The organism is Streptomyces sp. NPDC002138 (assembly GCF_040296485.1).
Lineage (GTDB): Bacteria > Actinomycetota > Actinomycetes > Streptomycetales > Streptomycetaceae > Streptomyces.
Genome location: NZ_JBEOXE010000054.1, coordinates 12,515 through 29,389 on the forward strand (window position 1 = coordinate 12,515; position 16,875 = coordinate 29,389).

10 protein-coding genes are annotated in these 16,875 nt (G+C 71.0%); 9 read left to right on the plus strand and 1 reads right to left on the minus strand.

Translation table 11 applies throughout. From position 1 onward, the window contains the following. Positions 1-69: 69 nt before the first annotated feature. From ABT084_RS28475 to ABT084_RS28505, 7 genes are all read left to right on the plus strand, one after another. Positions 70-4,356, plus strand: a complete 4,287-nt coding sequence (locus ABT084_RS28475) for a discoidin domain-containing protein (protein WP_351049709.1) — start codon at positions 70-72, stop codon at positions 4,354-4,356. Positions 4,357-4,422: 66 nt separating this feature from the next. After that, positions 4,423-5,433, plus strand: a complete 1,011-nt coding sequence (locus ABT084_RS28480) for a LacI family DNA-binding transcriptional regulator (protein WP_351049712.1) — start codon at positions 4,423-4,425, stop codon at positions 5,431-5,433. Positions 5,434-5,657: 224 nt separating this feature from the next. Continuing rightward, positions 5,658-7,061, plus strand: coding sequence for an ABC transporter substrate-binding protein (locus ABT084_RS28485; protein WP_351049714.1), 1,404 nt, complete (start codon positions 5,658-5,660; stop codon positions 7,059-7,061). Between the two features lie 89 nt (positions 7,062-7,150). After that, the gene (locus tag ABT084_RS28490) at positions 7,151-8,056 is read left to right on the plus strand and encodes a carbohydrate ABC transporter permease (protein ID WP_351049717.1); all 906 of its coding nucleotides are present in this window, start codon (positions 7,151-7,153) and stop codon (positions 8,054-8,056) included. A 45-nt stretch (positions 8,057-8,101) separates the two neighbouring features. Beyond that, on the plus strand, positions 8,102-8,977 hold the full coding sequence (locus ABT084_RS28495) for a carbohydrate ABC transporter permease (RefSeq protein ID WP_351049720.1): 876 nt from the start codon (positions 8,102-8,104) through the stop codon (positions 8,975-8,977). A gap of 37 nt (positions 8,978-9,014) precedes the next feature. Beyond that, complete coding sequence (locus ABT084_RS28500) at positions 9,015-10,625, plus strand: glycoside hydrolase family 13 protein (RefSeq protein ID WP_351049723.1); 1,611 nt, start codon at positions 9,015-9,017, stop codon at positions 10,623-10,625. Between the two features lie 86 nt (positions 10,626-10,711). Further along, a complete protein-coding gene (locus ABT084_RS28505) occupies positions 10,712-13,138 on the plus strand; it encodes a discoidin domain-containing protein (RefSeq protein WP_351049726.1) in 2,427 nt (808 codons plus the stop codon). 30 nt (positions 13,139-13,168) lie between these two features. On the opposite strand, the gene ABT084_RS28510 is transcribed toward ABT084_RS28505, so the two are convergent. Next, positions 13,169-14,446, minus strand: coding sequence for a citrate synthase (locus tag ABT084_RS28510; protein WP_351049729.1), 1,278 nt, complete (start codon positions 14,444-14,446; stop codon positions 13,169-13,171). Between the two features lie 70 nt (positions 14,447-14,516). Between ABT084_RS28510 and ABT084_RS28515 the strand changes: the two genes are divergently transcribed. Together ABT084_RS28515 and ABT084_RS28520 are read left to right on the plus strand one after the other, a co-directional pair. Continuing rightward, entirely contained in the window at positions 14,517-15,710 is a 1,194-nt protein-coding gene (locus tag ABT084_RS28515; RefSeq protein ID WP_351049732.1) for a citrate synthase/methylcitrate synthase, read from the plus strand. A 52-nt stretch (positions 15,711-15,762) separates the two neighbouring features. Next, on the plus strand, positions 15,763-16,869 hold the full coding sequence (locus ABT084_RS28520; RefSeq protein WP_351049734.1) for a CobW family GTP-binding protein: 1,107 nt from the start codon (positions 15,763-15,765) through the stop codon (positions 16,867-16,869). Positions 16,870-16,875: the final 6 nt, after the last annotated feature.

Genomic DNA, 16,875 nt, shown 5'->3' on the forward strand with positions numbered 1-16,875 from the left:
TCTCGCACCGCAGTGCGCAAATTCCTATGTCATCAGGTTCAGAAAACTCATGCCGAGGGACGAGGACGTATGAGAAGGCACAGCTGGAGATGGCGGGCCCTGGCCGCCCTGATCAGCACGGCCCTGCTGGTGCTCGGATGGCCCGCGGTGACGGCCACGGCCGCGGGCGGGCCGAGCATCGCCGCGGGCAGGCCCGCATCCGCGAGCAGCACCAACGGCTCCTTCACGGCCGCCAACATCACCGACGGCAATCAGTCGACGTACTGGGAGAGCGCGGGCGCCACCTTCCCGCAGTGGGTGCAGACCGACCTCGGCGCCACCACCCGGGTCGACGAGGTGGTGCTGAAGCTCCCCGCCGCCTGGGAGAGCCGCGACCAGACCCTGTCCGTCCAGGGCAGCGCCGACGGCGTCGGCTTCAGCACCCTGGTCGGCTCGGCGACGTACACCTTCGGCCAGGGCAACGGGAACACGGTGACCATCGGCTTCCCGGCCGCCCAGACCCGCTACGTCCGGATCGCCCTCACCGCCAACACGGGCTGGCCGGCCGCCCAGCTCGCCGAGCTGGAGGTCCGGGCGCCCGGCGAGTCCTCGGACAACCTGGCCCTGGGCAAGACCCTGACCGCCAGCAGCAGCACACAGGTCTACACCCCGTCCAACGCCAACGACGGCAACCGCGCCAGCTACTGGGAGAGCGTCAACAACGCGATGCCGCAGTGGCTCCAGGCCGACCTCGGCGCGTCCGTGCGCGTGGACCGGGTGGTCCTGAGACTGCCCGAGAACTGGGGGGCCCGCACCCAGACCCTCACGATCCAGGGCAGCGTCAACGGCACCGACTTCACCGACCTGACCGCCTCCAAGGCCTACGACTTCAACGCGGCCAACGGCAACACGGTCCCCCTCACCTTCGACGCCACCACCACCCGCTACCTGCGGGTCCTGATATCGCTGAACAGCGTGCAACCCGGCGGTCAGCTGTCCGAGCTGGAGATCTACGGTCCCCGGACCGGGGACACCCAGGCGCCGACCGCGCCCACCGCGCTGACCTACACCGAGCCCGCCACCGGCCGGATCAAGCTCACCTGGCAGGCGGCCACCGACAACGTCGGCGTCACCGGCTACGACGTCTACGCCAACAACCAGCTGCGCACCAGCGTCGCGGGCGACGTCACCACCTACACCGACACCCAGCCCACCAGCGCGGGCGTGACCTACTTCGTCCGCGCCAGGGACGCCGCCGGAAACCAGTCGCCGAACAGCAACAGCGTGACGCGCGCCGGTGACACCGGGGACACCCAGGCACCGACCGCGCCGGGCGCCCTGTCCCTCACCGAGCCCGCCACCGGCCAGATCAAGCTCACCTGGCAGGCCTCCGCCGACAACGTCGGCGTCACCGGCTACGAGGTGTACGCGAACAACGCGCTGCGCACCACCACCGCGGGCAACGTCACCACCTACACCGACACCCAGCCCGCGAGCGCGAGCGTGACCTACGTCGTCCGCGCCAAGGACGCGGCGGGCAACCGGTCCGGCGACAGCAATCCCGTGACCCGCAACGGCACCGGCGGCGCAGGCTCCAACCTGGCCGTCGGCAAGCCGATCACCGGCTCCTCCGTGGTCAACGCCTTCGTCGCGGAGAACGCCGACGACAACGACACCGCCACCTACTGGGAGGGTGCGGGCGGCGCCTACCCGAGCACCCTGACGGTCAAGCTCGGCGCCAACGCCGACCTGGACCGCCTGGTCCTCAAACTCAACCCCGACAGCAGCTGGGGGACCCGCACTCAGCGCATCGAGGTGCTCGGCCGCGAACAGGGCGCCTCGGGCGTCACCAGCCTGCTCGCCGCCAAGGACTACGTCTTCGACCCGGCCTCCGGCAACACCGTCACCATCCCGCTGACCGCCCGCGTCGCGGACGTGCAGCTGCGCTTCACCGCCAACTCCGGCGCCGGGAACGGCCAGATCGCCGAGTTCCAGATCATCGGCGTCCCCGCGCCCAACCCCGATCTGCAGATCACCGCGCTGAGCGCCGCCCCGGCCGCCCCGGTCGAGTCGGACACCGTCACGCTGTCCGCGACGGTCAGGAACAGCGGCCCGGCCGCGGCCCCCGCCACCGCGGTGACCTTCCAACTGGGCGGCGGCAAGGTCGCCACCGCCAACGTCCCGGCCCTCGCGGCGGGCGCGCAGGCGAACGTCAGCGCCGCCATCGGGCCGCGCGACGCGGGCAATTACCCGCTCAGCGCGATCGTCGACGAGGCGAACGCGGTCATCGAGCAGAACGACACCAACAACACCTTCACTGGCTCCCCGCTGGTGGTCCGCCCGGTGGACAGCTCCGACCTGGTGGCCTCCGCCGTCAACTGGACCCCGAGCGCCCCCGCCGCGGGACGGGACGTCGCCTTCTCCGTCACGGTGAAGAACCAGGGCAGCGTCGCGGCCGCCACGGGTTCGCACGGCATCACGCTCACCCTGCAGGACGCGAACGGCGCCACCGTCCGCACCCTGACCGGCTCCTTCGGCGGCGCCCTCGCGCCCGGCGCCTCCTCGGCCCCGGTCGCCCTCGGCAGCTGGCCCGCCGCCAACGGCAAGTACACCGTCAAGGTGGTGCTCGCCGACGACGCCAACGAGCTGCCGGTCAAGCGCGCCAACAACAGCAGCACCACGTCCTTCTTCGTCGGCCGCGGGGCGAACATGCCCTTCGACATGTACGAGGCGGAGGACGGGGTCGTCGGCGGCGGTGCGAGCGTGGTCGGCCCGAACCGCACCATCGGCGACATCGCGGGCGAGGCCTCCGGCCGCAAGGCCGTCAGCCTCGACGCGACCGGCGAGTACGTCGAATTCACCACTCGGGCGGCCACCAACACGCTGGTCACGCGCTTCTCCCTCCCGGACGCGCCGGGCGGCGGCGGCATCGACTCCACCCTCGACGTCTACGTCAACGGGACCCTGAAGAAGGCCCTCCCGCTGACCTCCAAGTACGCCTGGCTGTACGGCGCCGAGGCTTCCCCGGGCAACTCGCCGGGCGCCGGCGCCCCGCGCCACATCTACGACGAGGCCAACATCCTGCTGGGCGAGACCGTCCCGCCGGGCAGCAAGATCCGCCTCCAGAAGGACGCGGGGAACACCTCCACCTACGCGATCGACTTCGTGAGCCTGGAGCAGGCCGCGGTGGTCGCCAACCCCGACCCGGCGAGCTACACCGTGCCGGCCGGATTCGGCCACCAGGACGTGCAGAACGCCCTGGACAAGGTCCGCATGGACACCACCGGCAAGCTCGTCGGCGTCTACCTGCCGCCGGGTGACTACGACACGGCGAGCAAGTTCCAGGTGTACGGCAAGGCCGTGCAGGTGGTCGGCGCGGGTCCGTGGTTCACCCGCTTCCACGCCCCCGCCACGCAGGACAACACCGACATCGGCTGGCGGGCGGAGGGCACGGCCAAGGGCTCGTCCTTCTCCGGCTTCGCCTACTTCGGCAACTACACCTCACGGATCGACGGCCCGGGCAAGGTCTTCGACTTCGCCAACGTCACCGACATCACCATCGACAACATCTGGGACGAGCACACGGTGTGCCTCTACTGGGGCGCCAACACCGACCGGATCACCATCAAGAACTCCCGGATCCGCGACACCTACGCCGATGGCGTCAACATGACCAACGGCAGCACGGACAACCTCGTCTCCAACAACGAGGCGCGCTCCACGGGCGACGACAGCTTCGCGCTGTTCTCCGCGATCGACGCGGGCGGCGCGGACATGAAGAACAACGTGTACGAGAACCTCACCACGCTGCTGACCTGGCGTGCGGCCGGTGTCGCGGTCTACGGGGGGTTCAACAACACCTTCCGCAACATCCTCATCGCCGACACCCTCGTCTATTCGGGCATCACGATCAGCTCGCTGGACTTCGGGTATCCGATGAATGGTTTCGGCACCGATCCCACGACGTTCGAGAACATCTCCATCGTCCGCGCGGGCGGCCATTTCTGGGGAGCGCAGACCTTCCCCGGCATCTGGATCTTCTCCGCCTCGAAGGTGTTCCAGGGGATCCGGATCAACAACGTCGACATCGTCGATCCGACCTACAGCGGCATCATGTTCCAGACCCAGTACATCGGAGGACAGCCGGTCAATCCCATCAAGGACACCATCCTGAGGGACATCACCATCACGGGTGCCAAGAAGAGCGGAGACGCCTACGATGCGAAATCGGGCTTCGGCCTCTGGGCCAATGAGATGCCCGAAGCGGGACAGGGTCCCGCGGTCGGTGAGGTCGAGATCCACAACCTGAAGACGAGCGGCAACGCCGTGGACGTGCGGAACACGACGTCGACGCTGAAGATCAACCAACTGCCGTAACGGCCCCGCCAAGAGGGCCGAAGACTAGCGCAAGCGACTTGCGTCGCTTGCGCTAGTCTTGCGCTCATGACGCGACGACTTGCTCAAGTAGCGAAGAAGGTGGGAGTCAGCGAAGCCACGGTCAGCCGGGTGCTCAACGGCAAGCCGGGCGTCTCGGACGCGACCCGCCAGTCCGTGCTCACCGCTCTCGACGTTCTCGGCTACGAGCGGCCCACCCAGTTGCGCGGCGAGCGCGCCCGGCTGGTGGGCCTGGTCCTGCCCGAACTCCAGAACCCCATCTTCCCGGCCTTCGCCGAGGTGATCGGCGGAGCGCTGGCCCAGCAGGGGCTGACCCCGGTCCTCTGCACCCAGACCACGGGCGGTGTCTCCGAGGCGGACTACGTCGAGCTGCTGCTCCAGCAGCAGGTCTCGGGCGTGGTCTTCGCCGGCGGTCTCTTCGCCCAGGCCGACGCCCCGCACGAGCACTACCGGCTGCTGGCCGACCGCAAGGTCCCGGTGGTGCTCATCAACGCCTCCATCGAGGACCTCGGCTTCCCCTGCGTGGCCTGCGACGACGCCGTCGCGGTCGAACAGGCCTGGCGGCACTTGGCCTCCCTCGGGCACGAGCGGATCGGCCTGGTGCTGGGTCCGCCCGACCACATGCCCTCGCTGCGCAAGCTCGTCGCGGCCCAGGCCGTCGCCGCCGCGGCCGGTACCGAGCTGCCCGCCGCCCACGTCGAGCGGGCGCTGTTCTCCCTGGAGGGTGGTCACGCGGCCGCCTCCCGGCTGCTGGACCGCGGGGTCACCGGCATCATCTGCGCGAGCGATCCGCTGGCCCTGGGAGCGGTACGGGCGGCCCGCCGCCGGGGTCTGGACGTGCCCCGCCAGGTCTCCGTGGTCGGCTACGACGACTCGGCGTTCATGAACTGCACCGAGCCCCCGCTGACCACCGTCCGCCAGCCCATCGAGGCCATGGGCCGGGCCGCCGTGGAGCTGCTGACGGCGCAGATCCAGGGCGCCGCCGTGCAGCCCGGAGAGCTGCTGTTCGAACCGGAGCTGGTGGTCCGCGGCTCGACCGCGCAGGCGCCGCGCGGCTAGGCCGCGGCTGGGTCGGCCGCCCGGCAACCAGGGCCGACAGGGTCCTCGTACGTCCAAGTGACGTACGAGGACCCTGTTTTTGCGTTCGGTGACGCACCCGAGGCGTCTGTACTGTCAATGTATTACGAAATCTGCACGTGATATTGCGTTCATCTGTGGCTGGTGGTTGAGTGTGCCGCGCTCGCCCCCACGCACTCCTGCTCGATGCTCGAAGGGGTCCACCGATGAGAAGCAATACCCGCCGCACCGTCGCGGCTGCCCTCGTCTCCGCGCTCGCCGTCACCGCCCTCGCGGCCTGCGGTACGAGCAGCAGTGGCGACGGCAAGGCGGCCGAGGCGGCGACCGGCGCGCCGGCCGACGCCGCCGCCCCGCTCGACCCGAAGACCAAGGTCACGATCACCATCGACTGCATGCCGCCCGCGGCCAAGGCGGCCGAGCTCAAGGAGTGGAAGGAGGACGTCGAGGCGTTCGGGAAGATCTACCCGAACGTCACGATCGACGGCCGCTCCACTCCCGGCCAGTGCCTGGAGCCGCCGCGGTTCACCGCGATGCTGAAGGCCAAGTCCCAGCCGGACGTGTTCTACGCGTACTTCACGGACCTGGCGCAGGTGCGCGACAACGACGGCGCCGAGGACATCTCCGCCTACGTCACGCCGAAGTCGGTCCCGGCGATCGACACCATCGACAAGAACGTCCTGAACATCCTGAAGCAGGACGGCAAGCTCTACGCTCTGCCGACCAGCAACTACACGATGGGCCTGCTGGTCAACCGCAAGCTGTTCACCCAGGCCGGGCTCAACCCCGACACCCCTCCGCGCACCTGGGACGAGGTCCGCGCGGCCGCCAAGAAGATCGCGGCCCTCGGCAACGGCACCGCGGGCTTCGGCGAGTACAGCGTGGAGAACACGGGCGGCTGGCACTACACCGCCACCATGTACGGCATGGGCGGCGACATCGTCGGATCCGACGGCAAGGCCGCCTTCAACAACCCGACCGGCCGGCAGATCGTCGAGAACCTCAAGGCGATGCGCTGGGAGGACGACAGCATGGGCAAGACCCAGCTGCTCAAGTGGGGTGACCTGCAGAAGCAGATGGCCTCGGACAAGCTCGGCATGTTCCTCGCCGCCCCGGACGACATCACGTACATGGTCCAGCAGCTCGGCGCGAAGTACGAGAACTTCGGCATGGGTCCGATGCCCGGCGGCGCGTCCACCCTCGTCGGCGGCAACAGCTACATGATCAAGAAGGGCAGCTCGCCCGACAAGATCAAGGCGGCCATCGCCTGGCTGAACTTCAAGACCCTCACGGTCGGCAAGGGCCAGTTCGACTTCGCGCGCAGCAAGGCGGACGGCCTCCCGGTCGGTCTGCCGCAGCCCGCCTTCTTCACCGGTGCCTCCAGGGAGCAGAGCGACGCGCTCAAGACGGCGAGCGCCACGATGCCGGTCGCCAACTTCAAGTCCTTCATGGACAACCCGGTGCCGCCCAAGACCGAGCCCGCCAAGGCCCAGGAGGTCTACAAGGTGCTCGACAAGGTGATGTCGGGCGTCCTCACCAACAAGGACGCCGACCCCGCGCGGCTCCTCGGCGACGCCGAGAAGGCGGTCAACCAGGTGCTGGGCAACCAGTAGGGCCCCGGGCGGGCCCGGAGCTCCTCCCCGGCCCGGTCCCGCCCGCCCCGCCCCACGTGTTCAGTCCTGCGACCGACCTAGGAGCGGCGATGTCGGCCCCCACCCTGCCCGGATCCCGGGAAGCCTTCGTCCGGGCATTCAAACGGAACGTTTCCGCACACGCATTCCTCATCGGCGCGGTCATCTGCTTCGCCTTCTTCTCCTGGTACCCGATGGTCCGGGAGTTCGTACTGGCCTTCCAGAAGACCGAGAACGGCGCCACCAGCTGGGCCGGCTTCGACAATTTCCGCTACGTCTTCGGCGACCCGAGTTTCTGGCAGGCCTGTCGCAACACCCTGCTGTTCACGGGCCTCGCGCTGATCCTCGGCTTCGTCGTCCCCTTCGTCGTGGCGGTCGTACTCAACGAATTCCGGCACGCACAGGGGTTTTTGCGGCTGCTCGTCTACCTTCCGGTGATGATGCCGCCGGTCGCCTCGGTGCTGCTGTTCAAATACTTCTACGACCCGGGCTACGGCCTCTTCAACCGGATCCTGGTCTTCCTCCACCTGCCGGCCCAGGACTGGCTCCAGTCCACCGACACCGCCATGATCTCGGTGGTCATCGCCGCCACCTGGATGAACATGGGCGGCGCGACCCTGATCTACCTGGCCGCCCTCCAGGGCATCCCGGGCGAGCTGTACGAGGCCGCGGAACTCGACGGCGCGGGGCTGCTCCGCAAGATCTGGCACATCACCATCCCGCAGACCAGGCTGATCCTCTCGCTGCTGCTGCTCATGCAGATCATCGCGACGATGCAGGTGTTCGTGGAGCCGTTCCTGCTCACCGGCGGCGCCGGACCCGAGGGTTCCACGACGACCGTGGTGGTCCTCATCTACCAGTACGCCTTCAACTTCAACCAGTACGGCGGCGCCGCGGCCCTCGGCCTGTGCCTGCTCGTCCTGCTCGCGGGCTTCTCCGCCGCGTACGTACGCCTCAGCCGCGACAACGAGAACTGACACGAGACCGAGAACTGACACGAGAACGGACCGGTGCCCCGCATCATGGCAGAGCGCACGCTGATCTCCCCGGCCCAACTCGGCCGGACCCGGGGGAAGATCTTCTACTGGACGGTCCTCGTCCTGGTCGTCGTCGGCTTCACCCTCGTCTTCCTCGGCCCCCTCTACTGGATGGTGGCCAACGGGCTGAAGAGCACCCAGGAATTCGCCCAGGTCCCGCCCACCCTGGTGCCCGGCTCCCTGCACACCGGCAACTACACCAGCGCGTGGAAGGTCATGGACCTGGCCAGGCTGCTGTTCAACACCCTCTACTACGCCTTCGGCGCGCTGGCCTTCCAGCTGGTCCTCGACGTCGCGGCCGCCTACTCGCTCTCCCGGCTGCGCCCCGTCTTCGGCCGGGCCATCCTCGGGATGATGCTGGCGACACTGATGATCCCGGCCACCGTGCTCGTCGTACCGCAGTACCTGACCGTCCTGGACATGCCCCTCATCCAGCGGAACCTGCTCAACACGCCCTGGGTGATCTGGCTGCCGTCCGTCACGAACGCCTTCAACATCTTCCTACTGAAACGGTTCTTCGACTCGATCCCCCAGGAGATCCTCGACGCGGCCTCCATCGACGGCGCGAGCGCCCTGCGCACCCTGCGCTCCGTCGTCCTGCCGATGTCGCGCCCCATCCTCGGCGTCGTGTCCATCTTCGCGGTCGTCGGCGTCTGGAAGGACTTCCTCTGGCCGATGCTCACGCTGCCGGACCCGGCCCTGCAGACGCTCAACGTCGGCATCTACTCCCTGGCGGCCGGAGTGCCGGAGAACCATCTGATCGCGGCGCTCGCCATGGCCTGCGCGCCCACGCTCATCGTGTTCCTGATCTTCCAGCGCAACATCATGAGCGGCCTCACGGCGGGCTCCCTCAAGGGCTGACCACCCTCATCCGCCCCTTGTGAAAGGACCACTCCTCGTGGCCGACTTTCCCCTGCCCGCAGCCGCGTCCGCAGCCGACTGGTGGCGCAGCGCGGCGATCTACCAGGTGTACCCGCGCAGCTTCGCCGACGGTGACGGCGACGGCACGGGTGACCTCGCGGGCGTCCGCGCCAAGCTGCCCTACCTCGCGGAACTCGGCGTCGACGCCCTCTGGTTCACCCCCTGGTACCTGTCACCGCTCGCCGACGGCGGCTACGACGTGGCCGACTACCGCACCATCGACCCCGCCTTCGGCACCCTGGACGAGGCGGAGAAACTCATCGCCGAGGCGACCGGCCTGGGCATCCGCACCATCGTCGACATCGTCCCGAACCACGTGTCCGACCAGCACGTGTGGTTCCGGGCCGCGCTCGCCGCCGGGCCCGGCAGCCCGGAGCGCGCGCTCTTCCACTTCCGGCCCGGCCGCGGCGAGCACGGCGAACTTCCCCCGGGTGACTGGCCCTCGCAGTTCGCCGGGGCGACCTGGACGCAGGTACCGGACGGGGAGTGGTACCTGCACCTGTTCACCCCCGAGCAGCCCGACCTCAACTGGGCCCACCCCGCCGTCCGCCGCGAGCACGAGGAGGTGCTGCGCTTCTGGTTCGAACGCGGTGTGGCGGGCGTACGGATCGACTCCGCGGCCCTGCTCGCCAAGGACCCGGCGCTGCCCGACCTGGCGGGCCGGCCCGGCGAGCCGTGGCCCGGCGAGGTCCATCCGTACATCGACCGGGACGAACTGCACGACATCTACCGCTCCTGGCGGGCCATCGCCGACGAGTTCGGCGCCATCTTCGTCGGCGAGGTGTGGCTGCCGGACTCCGAGCGCTTCGCCCGCTACCTGCGCCCCGACGAACTGCACACGGCCTTCAACTTCTCCTTCCTCAGCTGCCCCTGGGACGCCGCCCGGCTGCGGACCTCCATCGAGGAGACCCTGGCCGAGCACGCCCCGGTCGGCGCCCCCGCCACCTGGGTGCTCTGCAACCACGACGTGACGCGCACCGTGACCCGCTACGGGCGCCAGGACACCGGGTTCGACTTCGCCGCCAAGGTCTTCGGCACCCCCACCGACCTGGCCCTGGGCACCCGCCGGGCGCGCGCCGCGGCCCTGCTGACCCTCGCCCTGCCGGGCGCGGTCTACGTGTACCAGGGCGAGGAACTGGGGCTTCCGGAGGCCGACGTACCGCTCGACCGGATCCAGGACCCCATGCACTTCCGCTCCGGCGGCCGCGACCCCGGCCGGGACGGCTGCCGGGTGCCGCTGCCCTGGTCCGCCGAGCCCTGGCGGAACCCGTGGCTGCCGCAGCCGGCCCACTGGGCGACGTACGCCGCGGACCGGCAGGCCACCGATCCGGAATCGACGCTCACCCTCTACCGTCGCGCCCTCGGCCTGCGCCGGGCCGCGCGCGGATTCGGGACCGGCTCGATGGAGTGGCTGCCCGCACCGGACGGGGTGCTCGCCTTCGCGCGCCCCGACGGCCTGGTGTGCGTGGTCAACCTGTCCGAAGGGCCGGTGCCGCTGCCCGGCCACACCAGTCTCCTGCTGAGCAGCGCCCCCCTGGACGACGCGGGGCTGCTCCCGCAGGACACGGCGGTCTGGCTGCGGACCTGACGCCGCAGCCGGACCGCCGGCACCACCCGCCGTAGCGACCCGTGCACATCCCCCCCCGCATGGAGAGGTCCCCCCTCGTGAGTCTCATGAGCCGAACCGAACGAACGAGCCCGGCGCGGGGCAGGCCGGCGAGCGCCGCCCTGTTCGCCGCCCTGGCCACCGCGCTCCTCGGAACCGCCGCAGCCCTCCCGGTCCTCACCGCAGCCTCCCCGGCCGCGGCGGCCGCCCCGGCGGCCCTCTCGCCCCTGGACGTCCAGGGGCGCGGAGCCACCGTCCCCTTCACCGAGCAGGAGGCGGAGCGGGCGGCCACCAACGGCTCCGTGATCGGCCCGGACCGCACCTACACGGCCCTGCCCTCCGAGGCCTCCGGCCGCAGCGCGGTCCGGCTGGACGCCGCGGGGGAGTACGTCGAATTCACCCTCACCCGACCCGCCAACGCCATGAACGTCCGCTACTCCGTCCCGGACAACGCGGCCGGTACGGGCATCACGGCGCCCGTGGAGCTCAAGCTGGACGGGACCAGGCTCAAGGACCTCGACTTCACCTCGAAGTACAGCTGGTACTACGGCAGCTACCCCTTCACCAACCAACCGGGCGAGAAACCGCACCACTTCTACGAGGAGACCCGGACCCTCTTCGGGAAGACCCTCCCCGCCGGCGCCAGGGTCCGGCTCACCCTGGCGCAGACCGGGGCCACCCCCTGGGCGGTGGTCGACCTGGCCGACTTCGAGCAGGTCGCCGCCCCGGCCGACCGGCCCGCGGGCTCGCTCTCGGTGACCGATTTCGGGGCCGACCCGGGCGGGTCCGCCGACTCCACGGCCGCCTTCCAGCAGGCCGTGGACGCCGGAGCGGCGCAGTCGAAGGAGGTGTGGATCCCGCAGGGCACCTTCAAGCTCACCGACCACGTGGTCGTGGACAAGGTGACCCTGCGCGGTGCCGGTCCCTGGTACTCCGTCCTCACCGGCCGGCACGCCACCGACCGCAACCGCGCCGCCGGGATCTACGGCAAGTACGCGCGCGGCGGCGGCTACGGCGGCCAGATACGCCCGTACGAGGACAACGGCCCCAGTCGCGCCGTAACGCTCAAGGACTTCGCGATCATCGGCGAGATCGGTGACCGCGTCGACGACGACCAGGTCAACGCCATCGGCGGGGCGATGACGGACTCCGTCGTCGACAACGTCTGGATGCAGCGGACCAAGGTCGGGGCCTGGATGGACGGCCCGATGGACAACTTCCACATCAGGAACAGCCGGATCCTCGACCAGAGCGCGGACGGGGTGAACTTCCACTGGGGCGTCACCCGCTCCTCCGTCGAGAACACCTTCCTGCGCAACACGGGCGACGACGGCCTGGCCATGTGGGCGGACACGAAGGCGAACGTCGGGAATTCCTTCAGCCACAACACCGTGGTGGCCCCGATCCTGGCCAACAACATCGCGGTGTACGGCGGCAAGGACATCAGCGTCACGGACAACGTGGCGGCCGAGACCCTGACCAACGGCGGCGGCCTGCACGTCGGCAACCGCTACCCCGGAGTGACCGCGGGGCAGGGCACGGACGTCCAGGGCACCTTCACCCTCGCCCGCAACACGCTGATCAGGACCGGGAACACGGACTACGGCTGGAACTTCCCGATCGGCGCGGTCTGGTTCGACAGCCGCAACAGCGCGATCGACAAGGCCACGATCAACGTGACCGACAGCGACATCCTGGACAGCTCCTACGCGGCCGTCCACTTCGTGTCGGGAACCACCAAGGGCGTCCACTTCGACAACGTCACGATCGACAGGACGGGGACCTTCGCCCTCCAGTTCAACGACCCGGCCGAGCTGTCCATGACCAATGTCAGGGCCACCCGGATCGGCTTCGGGGAGCCGGTGTACAGCTGCCTCGGCGCGCAGCTGAAGCTCACCCAGGGAACCGGGAACTCCGGCTGGAACACCAAGCTGCCCGCCACCTACTGCGGGCCGTTCCCGCCCGCCACCGACCAGCCGGGACCGGACCCGACGCCGACCCCCACCCCCACCCCCACCCCTACTTCCTCGTCCCCGACGCCCACGCCCACGCCGACGCCCACCCCGGACCCCACGCGCAACCTGCTGCGGGGGCGGCCCGTGGCGGAGACCTCCCACACCCAGGTCTACGATGCCGCCAAGGCTGTCGACGGTGACCCCGGCAGCTACTGGGAGAGCGCCAACAACGCCTTCCCGCAGTCGCTCACGGCCGACCTCGGGGCCTCCGCGCACCTCGGGCGCGTCGTGCTCAAGCTGCCGCCGCCGGCCGCCTGGGGAGCCCGTACCCAGACCGTCGCGGTCCTCGGGAGCGCCGACGGAACGGCCTTCACCACCCTGGTGGGCGCGCGGGACCACCGCTTCGACCCGGCCACCGGCAACCAGGTGACCATCGCCCTCCCGGCCGGCAGCGACGTCCGCCACCTGCGGGTGACCGTCACCGGCAACACCGGCTGGCCCGCGGGCCAGATCAGTGAGTTCGAGGCCTACGCGGGCTGACCCCTCTCGGCCGCCGCTGCACCCCGCCCGTCACGGCATCGGCCGCGGCGGGCGGGGCCCGTGGTACAGCCCGCTCGGCCGCATCCGCAGCGGCCGTTCCTGGTACTCCTCCAGGGCGTGCGCGATCCAGCCCGCCGTACGGGCCACCGCGAACACGGTCTCCCCGGCCTCCGCGGGCATCCCGCAGGACACCGTCAGGACGGCCAGGGCCAGATCCACGTTCGCGTGCAGCCCGGGCCGCCGGGCCGCCGTCGTGGCGACCACGTCCCGGGCGGCCGCCAGGGCGGGCCCGGCCTGGGGCAGCGCCTCCAGGCGCGCGAACAGCGCCGTCGCCCGCGGGTCCTCGCCCCGGTACAGCCGGTGGCCGAGCCCCGGCACGCGCCGCCCGGCCCGCAGGTGGTCGGCCACCACGGGCGCGGCCCCGCCCCCCTCGACCACCTCCGCCAGCATCCGGTGCGCGAGCCGCCCGGCCGCTCCGTGCAACGGGCCTTCGAGCGCCCCGAGTCCGGCCGACACCACCGCGTACGGATGGGCCCGCGCCGAGGCGGCCACCCGTACCGCCAGGGTCGACGCGGCCAGGTCGTGGTCGATCAGCAGGGCCAGCGCCAGGTCGAGCACCTCCAGCGCCACCGGATCGGCCTCCCGCGCGGTCAGCCTGCTCCACAGCTGCCAGGCCAGCGGGCCGGTCCCGCGGTGCGCCCGCCCGGCCAGCGGAAGGGCGCCGACCAGCGTGGGGATCAGGGCGCGCGCCGAGCCGAGGACGGCCTCCTCGGACAGGTCGAAGCGCAGCGGGTCGGCCACGGCGGCCGCGGCCGCCGCCACCCGCAGCCGGTCCAGCGGCCCACTGTGCTCCGGCAGGGCCGCCACCGGCCGCCGGGCGGCGGCCAGCATCTGCGCCGGGGCCTCGAAGCGGATCCCGCGGCGCAGGACGCCGGTCCAGAGCCAGTCGGCGACCTCCTCGTAGGAGTGGCGGGCGGCCAGCTCGGTCGCGTCGACGCCCCGGTACCAGTAGCGGTCGTCCTCGATCAGGGTGATGCCGGTGCGGACGGCGAGTTCGCTTCCGGCGGCGGCCTGGGGAAGCGAGGCCTCCCGGCGGCTGCGGCGCGCCAGCTCCTCGACCTCCCGGGCGGCGAAGCTGCTGCCGCGGCCCACGGGGTCGCGGCGGCTGGTGAGCTGGCCGCGGCTGACGTAGGCGTACACGGTCGCGGGTTTCACCCCGAGCAGCTCGGCGGCCTGCCGGGTGCTGAGCCGTCGGTCGTCGGTCTGCGGGTGGCCGGGCTGCGGGTCGTCGGGGGCCTGGTGGTCCATGCATCCCAGCCTACATATATTGATTCAATCAACATTGACAGTGATTCGATCCATCATGGATGGTCGATCCATGGACACCAACGTCAGCACCACCGCAGACGCCGCCACCGCGGCCGCGGCCCCCGTCACCGACGTACCCCGCGGACTCGCGGGCGTCGTCGTCACCGAGACCGCCCTCGGCGACGTCCGGGGCAGGGAGGGCTTCTACCACTACCGCCAGTACTCGGCCGTCGACCTCGCCGCCGACCGGAGCTTCGAGGACGTCTGGCACCTGATGTTCCGCGGCGCCCTCCCGGACCCCGCCGAACGCGCCGCCTTCGCCGCCGAACTCGCCCCGCTGCGCAGGCTGCCCGCCGACGTCCGGAGCGCGCTGCCCGCCCTCGCCCGGGCCACCGCGCTCTCCGGCCCCCTCGCCGGCCTGCGCACCGCGCTCTCGCTGCTCGGCGCCTCCGCAGGGTTGCGCCCCGTCTACGACCTCACGCCCGAGCGGCGGGCCGCCGACGCGCTGGCCGCCTGCGCCGCCGTACCCACCCTGCTCACGGCACTGCACCGGCTCGGCCAGGGGCTGGAGCCGGTGGAGCCGCGCGACGACCTGCCCCACGCGGCCAACTACCTGTACATGCTGACGGGCGAGGAGCCCGACCCGGTCCGGGCCCGGGCGGTCGAGCGCTACCTCATCTCCACCGTCGACCACGGCTTCAACGCCTCGACCTTCACCGCCCGGGTCATCGCCTCCACCGGCGCCGATATCGTGGCGTGCCTGACCGGCGCGATCGGCGCCCTGTCCGGCCCGCTGCACGGCGGCGCCCCCAGCCGCGCCCTGGACACGCTCGACGCCATCGGCACGGCCGACCGGATCGACCCGTGGATCCGCGAACGGGTGTCGGCGGGGGAGCGGATCATGGGGTTCGGCCACCCCGTCTACCGCACCGAGGACCCGCGTTCGCGCATGCTGCGCGAGATCGCGGAGCAGTTCGGCGGGCCGCTCGTCGACTTCGCCGTCGAGGTCGAGCGGCGCGTCGAGGCGATCCTCGCGGAGCTGAAGCCGGGCCGCGAGCTCCACACCAATGTCGAGTTCTACGCCGGTGTGGTCATGGAGCTGTGCGGGCTGCCCCGCGAGATGTTCACCCCCACCTTCTGCGCCGCGCGCGTGGTCGGCTGGAGCGCGAACGTCCTGGAGCAGGCGGCCGATTCGAAGATCATCCGGCCCGCCGCCCGGTACGTCGGCCCGACCCCGCCCCAGCCCGTACCCCCGCTCGGCTGAGGCCCGCGCCCCTGCCCGCACGCCCCTCCCCGCACGCCCTACCATCGACCGGATGAGCACCAGCCAGCCCCAGCGGACCCGGCGGACCGGGCAGCCCATTCCCGTCGTCGTCCTCGCCGGATTCCTCGGTTCCGGCAAGACCACCCTGCTCAACCACCTCCTCGCCCACCGCGGGGGGACCCGGATCGGGGTGGTCGTCAACGACTTCGGCTCCATCGAGATCGACGCGATGTCGGTCGCCGGGCAGGTCGGCGACTCGATGGTCTCCCTCGGCGGGGGCTGCCTGTGCTGCGCGGTGGACGGCAGCGAGCTGGACGCGTACCTGGCCAAACTCGCCGACCCCGCGCACCGCATCGACGTGATCGTGATCGAGGCGAGCGGTCTGGCCGAGCCGCAGGAGATGATCCGGATGCTGGTCGCCGGGGAGAACCCGGACGTCCGCTACGGCGGCATGGTCGAGGTCGTCGACGCCGCCGAATTCGACGCGACCCGGCACAAGCACCCCGAGACCGACCGCCACCTCGCCGCCGCCGACCTCGTCGTGCTCAACAAGACCGACCGGGTCGACGCCGCCGAGCGCGCCCGGATCGAGTCCGTACTCGGCGAGCTCTGCCCCGGCATCCCGGTCGTCGCCGCCGACCACGGCCGGATCGACCCCGAGCTGCTCTTCGACCGCCGCCCGTGGACGCGGACGCGCGGGCAGCTGTCCTTCGAGGACCTGCTCACCCGGGCCGCGGACGAGGACGAGGACCACGTCGGGCACGCGCACACCCTCTACGAGAGCGTCGAATTCACCGCCGACGGCGCGCTCTCGCCCCGCCGGTTCATCGACTTCCTCGACGCCCGCCCCGCCGGGCTCTACCGGATCAAGGGCTTCGTCCACTTCGGCGTACCGGGCCACGAGGAGAAGTACGAGGTCCACGCCGTCGGCCGGTTCCTGCGCTTCGCCCCGCTGCCCTGGGCCCGCGCCGAACCCCGGCGCAGCCAACTCGTCCTCATCGGCTCCGGCACCGACGGCGCCGCCCTGCTGAGCGGGCTGGAGGCCTGCCGCGAGAGCGCCCCTCAGGACGCCCCCGCCGAGAGCATGTGGGGCGTCCTGAGGTACGTCCGCCAGGAGGCGGGGGACCCGGCCGGCGAGCCGGATCCCCTGGAGCCCTAGAGCACC